The organism is Psychromonas sp. MME1, assembly GCF_041080865.1.
Classification (GTDB): domain Bacteria; phylum Pseudomonadota; class Gammaproteobacteria; order Enterobacterales; family Psychromonadaceae; genus Psychromonas.
Map to the genome: position 1 here is coordinate 1554880 of NZ_CP160906.1, position 14909 is coordinate 1569788.

Sequence of the window (14909 nt, forward strand, 5' to 3'; positions counted from 1 at the left end):
ACAAAGAGTAAGTGCGTGATTTTGCCTATTAAATAGGCCCGTTATTTATGTCTATTGCTAATAATTACCTATTTTAAAAATATTCTGCTAAGTAAGTCATACATCCTAAAAAATTAACATGCAATTATTAAAAATAGGTCTTCGCTCACTATTTCTTAAAAATTAATCAATGTTATTTTGTGTCTAAGTGAAATTTAAATTACCCTAGCATTGTTTGCATAAAAACAAGGTGTTGTAGTCATTAAGCAAGCAAATATATAGCTATAGCACTAACAATAATAACTATAGATTTGTTAAGGGTTTCTCTTTTAACAAAATAAAACATAAATATTATAAGGAAATATTATGACTTTTAAACATTTACTCGCAGGCTTCGCCGCAATCGCAGTGGTAGGCTGTTCTTCTACTCCAGCAAATAATGATCAAGCTGCAGCTGAAACAGCAGTTGTTGCCGATGCTGGCGAAACTAATATCCCTGGTTTATATACACCAGCTCCAGATCAAGCTGTGATCTACTACAAACGTGCTGACAACGATTATACGGACTGGGGTCTACACCTTTGGTCTGGTGATGTAGTTGAAGAAACTAGCTGGTACGATGCATTCCCTCTAACAGGTGTTTCAGATAAATACGGCGCATACTACGTTGTACCACTTAAAAGTGCTGATTGGAAAGAGTTCAAATTTATTGTACACATGGGTAATTCAAAAGATTTAGGTGGTCTTGACCACTCTTACTCACGTGAAAAATTCGGTGTAGATGTATTTACTACCGAAGGCAGTGCTGTACTAAAAGCAGATCCTGAAATGTAAGCGACTAGCTTACTTTAGATCTATAGTAAATAAAGGTGCCTAACGGCACCTTTTCTATATAAGTGAATTAATTTGTTCCACCGACTGTCAATTGATCTATTTTCAAGGATGGCTGCCCGACCCCAACTGGGACACTTTGCCCCTCTTTGCCACAAACACCAACACCGGGATCAAGGGACAGATTATTAGCGACCATTGAGATTTTTTTCATTGCATCAAAGCCATTACCGATAAGGGTGGCACCTTTAATCGGAGCGGTAATTTTACCATCTTCAATTAAATAGGCTTCAGAAGCAGAAAATACAAATTTACCCGAAGTAATATCAACCTGCCCACCACCAAAATTGGGGGCATAAATTCCTTTTTTAACACTCTCAATTAGTTCATCATGTTCACTCTCACCATTGAGCATGTAGGTATTGGTCATTCGTGGTAAAGGCAAATGAGCATAGGATTCGCGGCGACCATTTCCGGTCGGATTAGATCCCATTAATCGGGCATTAAGCTTATCCTGCATATATCCTTTTAAAACACCATTTTCAATTAACACATTACGTTGCCCAACAGTGCCTTCATCATCAATATTAATTGAGCCACGTTGATCTTTGATTGTACCATCGTCAATCACAGTACAGTATTTAGAGGCAACTTGCTGTCCGATACAACCCGAATACGCAGAGGAGCCCTTGCGATTAAAATCACCTTCTAGCCCATGGCCAACAGCTTCATGTAAAAGCACACCAGGCCATCCTGCTCCTAAAATAACAGGCATGAACCTCCAGGCGCTGCAACGGCATCAATATTGACCATTGCTTGACGGACAGCTTCTCGCGCATAGGAAAAAGCCATTGCTTCTCCCTCTTGGCTGTCGGTAAAGTAATCAAGGTCAAATCGTCCCCCACCACCAGCACTGCCACGCTCTCTTTTACCATTTTTTTCAATCAGCACGGAGCAGCCAAAGCGGACTAATGGACGAATATCTGAGGCTAATGTGCCATCACTTGCAACAACTAGAATTTCTTCATAAACGGCATTTAAAGAAACATTAACTTCACAGACCATTGGCTCAAGTGCACGAGTGAAAATATCGACTTGTTTTAAAAGCGTTATTTTTTTATCTTCTGATAAGCTAGCAAGAGGATCGGATGGCATATATACCAGTTTAGGCGGCGGTGATAAAGATAATTTAACTTCTCTTTCTTGACCACTTTTAGTGATACTGCGAGCAGCATTAACAGCTTCCACAATAGCTCTTTTTGATATTTGATCAGAGTAGGCAAATCCCGTTTTTTCCCCAGCAACAGCGCGTATACCAACGCCTTTCTCGATGTTATAACTGGCATCCTTAACAATACCATCTTCTAACAACCACGATTCATGACGACTGGCTTGGAAATAGAAATCAGCATAATCAATTTGCGGCATGCAAATACGCCCTAGCTGTTGTTCTAGATCGTTAAGCTGTAATTGTGCGGGTGCTAAAAAGCGCTCACAAACTTGATCGAAAGACATAGTTGTTCCTTTAAATTATAAAAAGCCGCCTATTTATGGTTTACGACTCGCTGATTAAGGTTGTAATAAAACGGTTATGTTGTGAGACGGGCATCGCCATACGGATCTCATCAATTAATTTTTTTTCAAACTCACTAACAATGAAAGCATCCCCTGAATAGCACTCTGTTAACACTTTCCCCCAAGGCGATATGATCATAGAGTGACCATAGGTCTGTCGACCACAGGGGTGCGTTCCACCTTGGTTAGCGGCAACGACATAACACTGATTTTCTATCGCTCTTGCCTGTAATAAGGGTAGCCAATGCGCGTAACCTGTCGGCTGTGTAAATGCGGCAGGTACTAATATGACTTCGGCTCCATTATCTCGTAATGCCTGAAACAGAGAGGGAAAACGGAGATCATAACAGATAGCTAAACCCACTTTGACTGATTTATTACCATTTTTCCAATCAAACAATTGTAAATCTTGCCCGGCTAAAAAAGTATCGGATTCTTTATATAAACCTTTCGCATCACTCACTAGCGCATCAAACAGGTGGATTTTGTGGTAATGGCTGATTAATCTCCCCTGCGGTGAAAAAACCAAACTGGTTGTATAAATTCCACTCTGTTGCGGTTGACTTTGTTCAGGCCGAATTGGAAAGCTGCCACAGACTAAATAGCATTGGTAACGTGCAGCAAGGCAAGCTAATTGTGATTGTAAAACCCCCTCTCCAATCTGCTCTGCTAATGTTAAATAAGCCGCTTTATTAGCAAAACTTAGTGCATTTTCTGGTAACAAAACAAGTTGATTAGGTATCGGTTCAAGGTCAGATAATAAACGTTCAATGGTTGCGATATTTTGTTCAGGCTCAGCTACACTAACCATTTGTAATGCAGATAAATTAAAGCGTTTAGGGTTGGCCGCTTTTATCATTTAAATGCTCCTCATTGATTTTTTCCAACACTTCACTGTTTTGTAATTCAACTTGACCCCGTTCACGACTAACCATTTTTACTTGCGGATCATTAAATGAACCTTTGACCGAAAAATCAACCCTCACAACGGTGTCGACAACGGGTTCAAATAATTTACTCATCAATAACACCGCGGCCCCGGTAATAGGATTAATAGCAAATGCGGTTAAAACAGGCAGACTTGATGTTACTGCAGGGCTATAACTAAATTTATAATTCGTCTCTTGATTAGGTAAGTCAATGATCCCCTTACCAACTATTTTACCGGCTGCACCATCTAAATAAAAATCATCATTGTTAGCGATACCATTATTTACGTTGGCCGATAATGTCATTTTATTAAAGTTAAACCCTTTCGCGAATACGTTATTAAATTCAAGGTTTAAAGAACGTCTTATCGCATCTAAACTAAAAAGGCTTAACAGTCTCGCACCTTTATCACTGACATCCGTAATAGAACCATTATCAATCTGCATAGAGAGTACACCATTTAAAGATGCATAATTAAATTCCCATGGTGCCCCTAACCAATTCACCGCTCCGGTTAACTCAGCTTTCTGAAAAACAATCGGCCCCACATAGCCCATCCGATTCAAGATACTCTGTTTATCATTAGCTAAGGAATCGATGATCATATTACTGCGCCGTTGATCCCAAACACCTGATAATTTTGTAAACTCGGTTTCATCGCCCAACTTAATATAATCAATATTCAGGCGCGATTTAGTTGGAAAAATATGCAATGCTAAGGGAGAGAAATCATACTCTGCGATAAGGCAGCGTTCACAGGAGGCAAATACTTCAGGGTAATCTGCAAGTAAATTTGTGCTAATAGAGGAGGTATCTTTACTCTGTACATTTTCTAATGAGTGATAAGCGGCGATATTGATATCCTTAAATTCCATTTTATTAATATCAAGGTCAATGCAATCAGGCATTCCTAAACGGTATTCAATATTCCCTTGCAAATTATCTGCAACGTACTTAATGGACCATTTGTTATCGATATTAATACTATTAATTTGTAACTCATTGATTGCTTGCTCAAAGAGTTGAGCCTCTTTAACATGGATATCAAGCGTATCTAATTTGATAAGTTGCGAACTATTCCCCTGGGAAAATTGCGCTTGGTGACTTTGCAGTTTGCGCCACTGTGAATACCAAGGGGCAATATCGAGCTTATCTAAGTCAATATTAACCACTTGCTTATCGCTATCTATCTGATCTATTTTGTGCATACCAATATTTAATGTGGCATAGGGGACTTTTAGGTCTGCACCTTGATAATCGAGCTTGCCTTGCAAATCTAATTTATCTGCAATATTAAGACTAAATAAACTCGCATCTTTATCACCCGAAACAGAAAATTTCATTGGCCATGATTGCAAGGAATTTTTATTAAACGGTGCTGGCAAGGCGACTTGCAAGCCTTGCGTCATAGAGTCGAGTGCCCCCTTGTAGTGAAACTCTTCATTTTCATAAAAATAGTCAAAATCAATTTTCCCCTGCCACGCTAATGAACCGGATAAATTCAATGCTGCAATATCGCTATGAATAGCAGCTAATTTCTCTGCATCCCATTGTCCAGATAAATCTACATCTACTTCATATTTATCTGTTTTCTCTAAAGCGTTAAAGGAAAATTGTAGAGGATGTTTGAAAAGTTGTGCAGTTAAATTATTACCCGTTAAATTACCATTTACAAAAGAGAATTCTCCCTGCACATGGTTCAAGGGAATAATAACGTCATCATTGATGTGAATATTGATATCATTATCAGCAAGTACCACTTGCCCAGTAATTTCAGTTTCATCGGCAAAGGGAACAGAAATCTCCAATTTACCCGACAATTGCTTTTGAACATCAATAATATGCAACGTACTACCAACACTCTCCTTAAGCGGGGAGGTTTTTAAATAAGTAGCAATACTCTGCGCTTTATCTGCAATGTTTGCAGCAATAGTCAATACACCATCCGGGCTAAGGGTGTCAATGTTAGCACTAAGTTTTGCAACCTGAACATCACCTAAAGAGGCACGCAAAGCCTCCATTTTTAGCCAATCATTTTCAAAATGTAGATTTAAATCTAAGTTGCTCAATCCCTGCCATTGACCGTAGAAGTCATATTCGGCATCCCTTAACGGCACCCAAGCTTGAAAAATGCCATTATTTTCTCTATATGGATAGTCACTCAATGCACCATACCAGAGGATCTTCGCTCCATCCACGTGACCTTTTTTGAAGGTTGGCTGAAGATAATCAAAAACCTCTTGCCCCAATTCTTTAATCGGGAAGTAATGCTGTGCTTTGCTAGCATCATTTAATGAAGCATAGCTGTACAGACTCAAAAATGGTGATTGACTATTGGATTTTTCATTGGGGATAAGCAGTGAAAATTCCGTTATTGTATCGACATCAGTTGTTGTTATTACACTCTGTTCACTGGATAATTTAATACCATTTTTAAGCGTCTGCCATTGTAGGTTTAATTGTGCAGCCTCAATGGGCATAGGCCGATTAAATTGCTCATCAAAATAGAGGTCCTGCTTGTCTAACTCAATTAGCATATCCCCCTGATCCACAGCACCACTAATATAAATATTTGCATGGCTCAAACCAGGTATGGCACCAACGGGTTTATTTTTCAACTGTTTAATAGCAACATCAAAAATAATCCTGTTCTCTAAATCTTGATTAATCATCAAACTGCTTAACTTGGCATCGACGTCAAGTTTTTCAATTTGTAAAATGTCAGGGGTGGATAAATCGGAATTTAGCAAATACAAGGGCAATAATGCATTGACATTAACTCCCTTAAATAAAACGGAAGCGTGTCGCATCGTGCCAGTCGCTGCGATAGCAAGATCTTTGAGTGGGTGTTTATCATAGTAGGCATCAATATTATAGGTATCAAGTAGCCAGTTGTGCTCACCATTCGTTAACTGCAATACACCACTGTTAACCTGCCAATCATGATTTTTTCCCGCTTGAGACCATGCGAAATCACTATTATTAAATTTAATCTGGATTTGTTGTAGTTTATCAAGCGTGAAATCGGCCCAAACTTGCAAACCTATCATCGCTTTTGATATTTGCGCATTAGGATTGACATGCGCCGCCAAATAACCACTTAGGTCAAGGTTATCGGCTTCTGCATAAAGCTGCCCGATATAGGAACTGCTATCATTCTGAGGTGGCGACAAATCGATAACAAACTGCAGTGGTTTTCCCTTCAAAGCGGTACCGAAGGAGGCACTACCCACGCCTTGGTGTCTGTTTTTAGCATTTAGCCAGTGTAATTTTTCAATGACAATGGTTTTCTCTTGACCCAATGGGTTTTTGAAATGAACACGTCCATCTGTGACTGAAAATTGTTTAAACTGTTGTAAAAAAACCTGCTGCAATCTTTCGAAGGTCAACGTTTCTTGTTCGCTATAGTGATTACCTTGAGCGCTTTCGTTGAAGCGTAAATCAACACCTTTTAGTGTTATTTTATTAAAGCTTAAATGCTTTTGTGTTACTGAATTCCAAAAATCTAAGTGTAGAAAAAGGTAATCTGAAGCGAAATAGACGGGTTGCTCTGCGGAGTCGATTAATTTTGTATTGTTGAGGATAAAAACTAAGCCAGAAAAATCAATGCCAGCTGAGATATTATCAACGGATACATTAATATTGTATTCACTAGCAAGCCAATTAGTAACATCTTCCTTATAGTATTCAATGCGGACAAATAATATCCGCACTAAAGTTAAACATGTTGCAATAATAAAAAGTTTTATTGCAAGCAATGCCCATAATCGCTTTGTCCATTTCCATAAAAACAGCTTCAATTTTCAGCCTAATTACATCATAACAACATCAAATTGCTCTTGCCCATATAATGGCTCTGCATGTATCTCTACCCGTTTTGACATGAATAAAATCAACTCCCCCAAACTATATGACTCATCGCCCTGCAACGCTTCGGCTACCGCAGGTGAAGTATAAACAATAAACCGTTCAACATCATAGGCACGATTCACGCGCAAAATTTCACGTAGCACCTCATAACAGACAGTTTCAACGGTTTTAACATAACCGCGACCATGGCACTCTGCACATTCACCACAAAAAATGTGTTCTAAACTTTCCTGTGTTCGCTTACGGGTCATCTCAATCAACCCCAATGGAGAGAAATCATTGATATGTGTTTTAACCCTATCCTTAGCTAAGGCTTGCTCTAAACTGCTAAAGACACGTCGTCTATGATCTTTAGACTTCATATCAATAAAATCGAGAATAATGATCCCCCCCAAATTACGTAAACGTAACTGCCTTGCAATTGCCTGTGTCGCCTCGATATTGGTATTGAAGATAGTCTCTTCGAGATTACGGTGGCCGACAAATGCGCCGGTATTAATATCAACAGTGGTCATCGCTTCCGTCTGGTCAATAATTAAATATCCGCCGGACTTGAGCTCTACTTTTCGATCTAGTGCGCGCTGTACCTCATTTTCAACATCAAAGAGGTCAAAAATAGGACTTTCGCCTGAATAGTACTCTATTTTGTCCTCAAGCTCAGGCACAAACTCTTGAGTGAACGCTTTAATTTCATTGTAGGTAAGTTTAGAATCGATGCGTACTCTATCAATTTCACTGCCTACGAAATCCCTAAGAATCCTAAATGCTAAACGTAAATCTTTATATAACAGACAATTTTTCGTTTTTGGGCGCTGTCGACGTACTAATACTTTGGCCCAAACACGCTGTAAGAATGCGGCATCCTGTTTCAATTCATTTTCAGGCGCCCCTTCGGCTGCCGTACGAATAATATAGCCGCCTAACTCACTCACATATTGTTGAGTGATGCTTTTTAAACGTTCCCGCTCTTCTGAACTTTCAATGCGTTGTGAAACCCCTACATGCTGACTGCCTGGCATAAAAACCAAATAACGCGAAGGCACTGTAATATCGGTGGTGAGGCGAGCACCTTTAGTGCCCAAGGGATCTTTAATCACCTGCACCATAATATCTTGGCCTTGACGTACTAACTCAGAGATATCTGCGACTTTAAATTGTGCTTTTTCAGTTTGTGCCACACATTCGGTATGGGGCACGATATCAGAGGCATGTAAAAAAGCCGCCTTTTCTAAACCGATATTGACAAATGCAGCTTGCATTCCCGGCAAAACGCGACTGACTTTACCTTTGTAAATATTGCCAACAATCCCCTTAGTGGCATCACGTTCTATATGTAACTCTTGTAAAACACCTGCTTCAATTAATGCAACACGTGTTTCACTAGGGGTAATATTCATTAATAATTCAACTGACATTTTTCAAATCCTATAAAATTCATTAATGAGTTGGTCTGTTTCATATAGAGGCAACCCAACCACTGCACTGTAACTACCATTTATATGAGATACAAACTTACCCGCATACCCCTGAATGCCATATCCGCCAGCTTTATCTATTGGCTCGCCAGTTAACCAATACGCTTCCATTTCCTGCTCTGTTAATAGTTTAAAAGTCACATCGGTTTTAACCAGTTGTGTTTTAAATGTCTCCCTAGAGACAATTGCTATGGCTGTAAAAACTTGATGTGTACGCCCAGATAATAACTGTAACATGCTCATAGCATGGGCTTGATTTTGTGGCTTTTCTAATATTTCATGATCAACCACCACGATGGTATCGGCACCCAGTACGGGCCTAGTTTGATCACTATTGTTAAAGCCTGCTTGCGCCTTTTGTAAAGCCAAGCGTAATACGTAATTCTCCGTTGTTTCAGAGTTAGCTCTTTGCTCTTCAATATCCCCCTTTACCCGCTTGAATGGCACATTAATTTGTTGCAACAATTCTGCACGCCTTGGTGAGTTAGAAGCTAAATAGATCATACTTATACAACCCTAAAATGAATGCGAATAAAACGCATAAAAAGAAAAAACCAAGGCCAGACAAGCATTGATGTAAACACAGACCAAAAATAATGTTTATGTAAAACAATATCTTGCAAGTTTGATGCAACAAAATATAACAGAATCTTAGAAATTAAAACAAAAAAACCAACGATTAATGTTGTTTGTACTAATGTGAAATGTCGAAAGCGTTGATAATTAATACTCACAATATAGGCCAAAATAGAAAAGACTAAAGCATGCATGCCTAATATTGAGCCTAATAACGAATCTAATAAAACCCCAAGTATAAAAGCATGGAAAATACTCACTCTATGGGGCAAGGCTAATACCCAATAAAAAATAACCAACATCATCCAATCAGGACGAAATGCATTAAGAAATAAAGGCAAGGGAAAAATTGCACCAATTAAACTAATAAAAAAAGTACAATAGATAATCCTATAACTATTGAATGTCGACATCGTTGTCCCCAACAGGAGCCAATAAGGTATCATTATCCTTTGCTGGCTTATCACCCCACAATAACAGTAAGTAGCGACTGCGATCTAAGAGAGCCGTTGGTGTGGCAGAAACGCGCGCATAATGCGCCCCCTCTTGATAATCAAATTGACTCACGGTTGCCACTGGATAGCCCGGAGGAAATCGCCCTCCTAATCCCGATGTAACCAGCAAATCACCGGGTTGCAAATCGGCATTACTGCGAATAAATGGAACATTTAATTTATTCCATGCACCACTGCCATGCACAATAGCAACCATATCATTACGCTCTACTCGAACTGGGATACCATGGCTTGCATCAACAATGAGTAATACACGGCTTGTTGTACTGCCAACTTGCGATATTTGCCCAACAACACCTTGTTCGTTGATAACTGGCTGTCCCAGATATACACCATCTAAAGCGCCCTTGTCGATTAGCAATTGATGAGTGAATGGATCTGACCGTAAGCTCATCACTTCTGCAATCATTCTTTTGTGTGTGTAGCTTTTTTGTGAGTTTAATAATTTTCTTAATTGTTCATTGTCTTTTTGCATTTGCGTTAATAGTAAACGATCTGCTTTTAATAAAAGATTATCTTTTTCTAATTGTAAATTACGCTCTTTCAATTCCTGGCGAGTCATTAAATTTTCTGATAATGAACTAAATAGCTTCTGTGGCGCATCAGCTACATATTGGACAGGGCTAACTAAGGAGTTAAGGTATATTCGAGATGATGCAAATAGGTTAAATTGACTATCTGCTAATAAAAGAAGAATGCAAAAGGCTATCACTAAGGATAGCCTTAATAAAAGCGATGGGCCACGCGTAAAAATTGTTTTCATTATTACCGTTCAAATAAATAAAATAATGCCCGACTTACGCAGAGCATTAAATGTTGAAACTAATCTGCGTTGAACAAATCACCACCATACATATCGATCATATCCAGTGCCATACCACCACCACGAGCAACACAAGTTAGCGGATCATCAGCCACAATAACAGGTATACCTGACTCTTCTGAAAGTAAGCGATCTAATTCACAGAGTAACGCCCCGCCCCCCGTTAACACCATACCGCGCTCAGCGATATCAGCAGCTAATTCCGGTGGGGTTTTTTCTAACGCCAACATCACGGCAGTAACAATGCCACTTAAAGGTTCTTGCAGTGCTTCTAAAATTTCATTGCTATTAAGTGTAAAACTACGAGGTACACCTTCTGCGACGTTTACGCCGCGTACTTCTATTTCACGAACATCATTAATAGGATGGGCAATCGCAATGCTGTGTTTAATACGCTCAGCTGTTATTTCACCAATAGTGCAGCCATAATTACGACGCACATAATTGATGATCGCCTCATCAAATTTGTCACCACCAATACGTACAGAAGCAGAATAAACGATACCATTTAGTGAGATAACAGCAACTTCCGTTGTACCACCGCCGATATCGACAACCATTGAACCTTTCGCTTCGGAAACTGGCATACCGGCACCAATTGCAGCGGCCATTGGTTCATCGATTAAAAATACATCGCGGGCACCAGCTCCCTGAGCAGATTCGCGAATAGCACGTCGCTCAACCTGTGTTGAACCACAGGGAACACAGACTAAAACACGTGGGCTAGGGCGTAAAAAGCTATTATTGTGCACTTGTTTAATAAAGTGCTGTAACATTTTTTCAGTAATATAAAAATCAGCAATTACGCCATCTTTCATGGGGCGAATAGCTTGAATATTACCCGGTGTTTTACCAAGCATTAATTTGGCTTCATGTCCGACTGCAGCAACACTCTTACCAGCACCATTTTTATCTAAACGAATAGCAACAACTGAAGGCTCATTTAAGACTATGCCTTGACCTTTTACATAAATAAGTGTGTTTGCGGTTCCCAAATCGATTGATAAATCGTTGGAGAACATACCTCGAAACATTTTAAACATAAAAGTTTTCCAAAATAACTAAAACAAAATAGGAAGCATACTTTAACAACACGCCTAAAATTCATCAAGAAAAGAAAGCGAATAGCAGCAATAATAGTGCTTACCGTGCGATTTTGCACACGATATGGGTAGAAAATGAACAATAAAAACAACTGGAATTTCACCTCCACTATTATACTGTTCACATTTATTTTTTACGCCGGCGTTACTTTATATAACGCCCATAATAATAAGCTAAAAATTGTGGGCTAAAATGAGCGAGCTGTGGACGATAACCCACCTTTTTTTACTCCTTGTAAATTTAACTTGTTAGGTCTTTAACTATTGTTTTTCAGCAAAAGTTTTTTCTTACGAACGCTTTTCCAAAGAGCTATGCTACTAATTAAACTTATCAGCGAACTGCCTAAAAGAGAAAACTCCCAAAACTTAATTTCTTTTGCTTGCTCTATTAGCATATATTGAGTTGCATCTTGATAAGGAAGCACGGCTCCAGATACAGCTAAGAAGCAGAACAATGAGCACAATAAACTCAAGAAAAAAATAGCATAGGTAGTTAGTCTAATTTTCATATTAAAATCTGACAAACGGATAAAAACAGAAGTAAATCCAGAGACCTTTGAGAAAACAGCGCTTATCCACCCCAATCGTTTTTTTGTAACAACAATAAAGTTAAGTAAATTTTACTTGGAATAAGTAGCAATAAACCTAAACCAATAATCAGACCAATCATCAAAACCCCATCCGTTCCCATGGATACGGTGAGGTCGGTAAAGGTTGCTAAACTGACTCCAACAATAACCAACATAATCCCTGTGACCATACACAAAGTCATTATGCGTTTAATAGTTTGTATGCTTAGCAACAAATACCTGCCTTTATCGACTTAATGACTTACCGACGCTAATTTTTCAAAGTAGTCAGGAAATGTCTTAGAGGTACATTTAGGGTCATTAATAGTGACCGCTGTATCACTTAACGCAACTAAAGAAAAACACATCGCCATACGATGATCATCATAGGTATCAATAGCGGCATGTTTGAGCTGTACAGGGGGAGTCACGCTAATAAAATCATGCCCCTCTACAACAGTTGCCCCTACTTTACGCAACTCTGTCGCCATTGCAAATAAACGGTCAGTCTCTTTCACTCGCCAATTATAGACATTACGGATGGTTGTCGTACCTTCTGCAAACAGCGCGGCGACGGCAATTGTCATGGCCGCATCGGGAATATGATTCATATCCATATCAATCGCCTTTAGCTTACCACGGCTTGCTTTGATAAAATCATCTCCCCATTCAATTTGTGCGCCCATTGCCTCTAATGCATCGGCAAATTGAATATCTCCCTGCACTGATTTTCGGCCAATACCGGTCACTTTAATACTTCCACCACCAATGGCAGCGGCAGCTAAAAAGTAAGATGCTGACGAAGCATCGCCTTCCACAAGATATTCCCCTGGAGCGCGGTAGGTTTGCCCCGCTTTAATAATAAAGCGTTGATATTGACCATCTACGTTATCAACGACAACACCAAAATCCTGCATTATTTGCAAGGTAATTTTGATATAAGGTTTTGAAACTAATTCACCGACGATTTCAATCACGGTATCTTCTTGAGCCAGCGGTGCTGACATCAAAAATGCTGTTAAAAACTGACTTGAAACACTTCCATCAATTTGAATCGTACCGCCTTTTAGACCGGTTCCTTTGATTTTAAGTGGGGGATAATTTTCGTTCTTCAGGTAACTAACCTCAGCCCCTGCCTGTTGTAGTGCATCCACTAAACTACCAATTGGACGTTCAAACATGCGTGGTTCACCCGTTAATATATATTCACCTTGCCCTAAACATAATGCAGCACAAAGTGGGCGCATAGCCGTTCCAGCATTACCTAGAAATAGTTCTAAGCAACCAAGCTCGCTGGTATTAAAGGCACGCCCAAGCCCTTCCACTACGCACTGTTTTTTATCGTCGGAAAGATGATATTTAACGCCTAATTTTGTTAGCGCGTTTAACATGTGGCGAATATCATCACTGTCCAATAGGTTGGTTAATGTGGTTGTGCCCTGCGCTAATGCGGCTAATAACAAAGCTCGATTAGAGAGACTTTTTGAACCGGGAAGATTGATATCTCCATCGACTTTTGCAATTGGATTTAATAATAGTTGTTCCATAATATTCTCTTACAATTCGAGTACTTTAATCAAAGCGTCTTTAAAACGCTGATTTTCTGTTTGTGTGCCTATACTAATACGCAAATGATTGGCTAAACCATAGCCCGTGATCGGACGAACAATGACACCTTCACGTAATAAATCTTGATATACTTCATCGCCACTCTTTCCCACATTTACGGTAATAAAATTGCCCATAGAAGGAATATAATCAAGCTTGTGACCTTCAAAGAATGCGGTTAAATCTGCCATACCCTGCGCGTTTAACGCAACGCCATTGGCTAGATATTGTTCATCTTGCAGAACGGTTTCGGCGGCTTTAAGGGCTAAGCTATTACAATTAAATGGCTGACGAACACGGTTTAATATATCAGCAACTTGTGGATTAGATATCGTGTAACCAACACGTAAACCAGCTAAACCATAAGCCTTTGAAAAGGTGCGAGAAACCACTAAATTCGGGAACTCATTAATCCAGGCAATCGCATTACCGCGGAGCGATGCAGGCGCATATTCAAAATAGGCTTCGTCTAAGACAACAATCACATGTTCAGGCACTTTTTTTAGGAAAGCAACGATTTCATCTTGCTGCAAAAAAGTACCCGTTGGATTGTTTGGATTGGCGATAAAAATCAGTGCGGTTTTGTCAGTTACCGCGGCAGCCATAGCCGTTAAGTCATGGCCATAATTTTTAGCGGCAACAACCACTGCCTGTGCGCCAATAGCCTGTGTCACAATAGGGTAAACCACAAAGGCATGCTCAGCAAATATCACTTCATTGCTATTATCAACAAAGGCACGCGCCACTAATTCAAGTAGATCATTCGATCCATTACCTAGTGTAATTTGCTTAATATCTACCGCGTATTTTTCTGCTAGCGCTGCTTTTAAGTAGTAACCATTAGCATCAGGATAACGCGTTAACTGTTCGAGCTCTTTCACTAGAGCGGCTTTCACCATGGGGCTTAAGCCTAATGGATTTTCATTAGAAGCGAGCTTAACAATATTGCTAATACCTAGCTCACGCTCTAACTCTTCTATCGGTTTACCAGCTTGATAAGGGTGCAGTTTTTGCACGCCTGTATTCGCTATATTTAAAAAATCACAACTCATCTA

The 14909-nt window shown here is 39.5% G+C and carries 12 protein-coding genes and 1 pseudogene; 1 reads left to right on the forward strand and 12 read right to left on the reverse strand.

Annotated features, from left to right (window positions below; translation table 11 throughout):
• Positions 1-345 precede the first annotated feature (345 nt).
• Positions 346-813, forward strand: coding sequence for a pullulanase-associated domain-containing protein (locus AB2N10_RS07175; RefSeq protein ID WP_369434561.1), 468 nt, complete (start codon positions 346-348; stop codon positions 811-813).
• Positions 814-880: 67 nt separating this feature from the next.
• Here the strand turns inward: AB2N10_RS07175 and tldD are convergent.
• The 12 genes and pseudogenes from tldD to hisC all read right to left on the reverse strand — a co-directional run bounded on the left by tldD (position 881) and on the right by hisC (position 14906).
• Positions 881-2325: pseudogene (gene tldD, locus AB2N10_RS07180) on the reverse strand (metalloprotease TldD).
• A 40-nt stretch (positions 2326-2365) separates the two neighbouring features.
• Positions 2366-3244: a carbon-nitrogen hydrolase family protein gene (locus tag AB2N10_RS07185; RefSeq protein ID WP_354624401.1), complete on the reverse strand. Its 879-nt coding sequence runs from the start codon at positions 3242-3244 to the stop codon at positions 2366-2368.
• Positions 3222-7115 (reverse strand): YhdP family protein, encoded by a 3894-nt coding sequence (locus AB2N10_RS07190; RefSeq protein ID WP_369434562.1) that lies wholly within the window; start codon positions 7113-7115, stop codon positions 3222-3224. Before AB2N10_RS07190 ends, AB2N10_RS07185 begins: the two co-directional genes overlap by 23 nt.
• 12 nt (positions 7116-7127) lie before the next feature.
• Positions 7128-8600, reverse strand: coding sequence for a ribonuclease G (rng, locus tag AB2N10_RS07195; protein WP_369434563.1), 1473 nt, complete (start codon positions 8598-8600; stop codon positions 7128-7130).
• Positions 8601-8603: 3 nt separating this feature from the next.
• Complete coding sequence (locus AB2N10_RS07200) at positions 8604-9164, reverse strand: Maf family protein (protein WP_354624399.1); 561 nt, start codon at positions 9162-9164, stop codon at positions 8604-8606.
• 2 nt (positions 9165-9166) lie between these two features.
• A complete protein-coding gene (gene mreD / locus AB2N10_RS07205) occupies positions 9167-9649 on the reverse strand; it encodes a rod shape-determining protein MreD (RefSeq protein ID WP_369434564.1) in 483 nt (160 codons plus the stop codon).
• Complete coding sequence (gene mreC / locus AB2N10_RS07210) at positions 9633-10514, reverse strand: rod shape-determining protein MreC (RefSeq protein WP_354624396.1); 882 nt, start codon at positions 10512-10514, stop codon at positions 9633-9635. The genes mreD and mreC overlap by 17 nt, the downstream gene beginning before the upstream one ends.
• A 59-nt stretch (positions 10515-10573) precedes the next feature.
• A complete protein-coding gene (locus AB2N10_RS07215) occupies positions 10574-11617 on the reverse strand; it encodes a rod shape-determining protein (RefSeq protein WP_369434565.1) in 1044 nt (347 codons plus the stop codon).
• 317 nt (positions 11618-11934) lie between these two features.
• Positions 11935-12186, reverse strand: coding sequence for a hypothetical protein (locus tag AB2N10_RS07220; RefSeq protein ID WP_354624395.1), 252 nt, complete (start codon positions 12184-12186; stop codon positions 11935-11937).
• 62 nt (positions 12187-12248) lie between these two features.
• On the reverse strand, positions 12249-12437 hold the full coding sequence (locus AB2N10_RS07225) for a hypothetical protein (RefSeq protein WP_354624394.1): 189 nt from the start codon (positions 12435-12437) through the stop codon (positions 12249-12251).
• 63 nt (positions 12438-12500) lie between these two features.
• Positions 12501-13793 carry a 3-phosphoshikimate 1-carboxyvinyltransferase gene (gene aroA / locus AB2N10_RS07230; RefSeq protein ID WP_369434566.1) on the reverse strand — a complete coding sequence of 431 codons (1293 nt, stop codon included), beginning with the start codon at positions 13791-13793 and terminating at the stop codon, positions 12501-12503.
• 9 nt (positions 13794-13802) lie between these two features.
• Positions 13803-14906: a histidinol-phosphate transaminase gene (gene hisC, locus AB2N10_RS07235; protein ID WP_354624392.1), complete on the reverse strand. Its 1104-nt coding sequence runs from the start codon at positions 14904-14906 to the stop codon at positions 13803-13805.
• Positions 14907-14909: the final 3 nt, after the last annotated feature.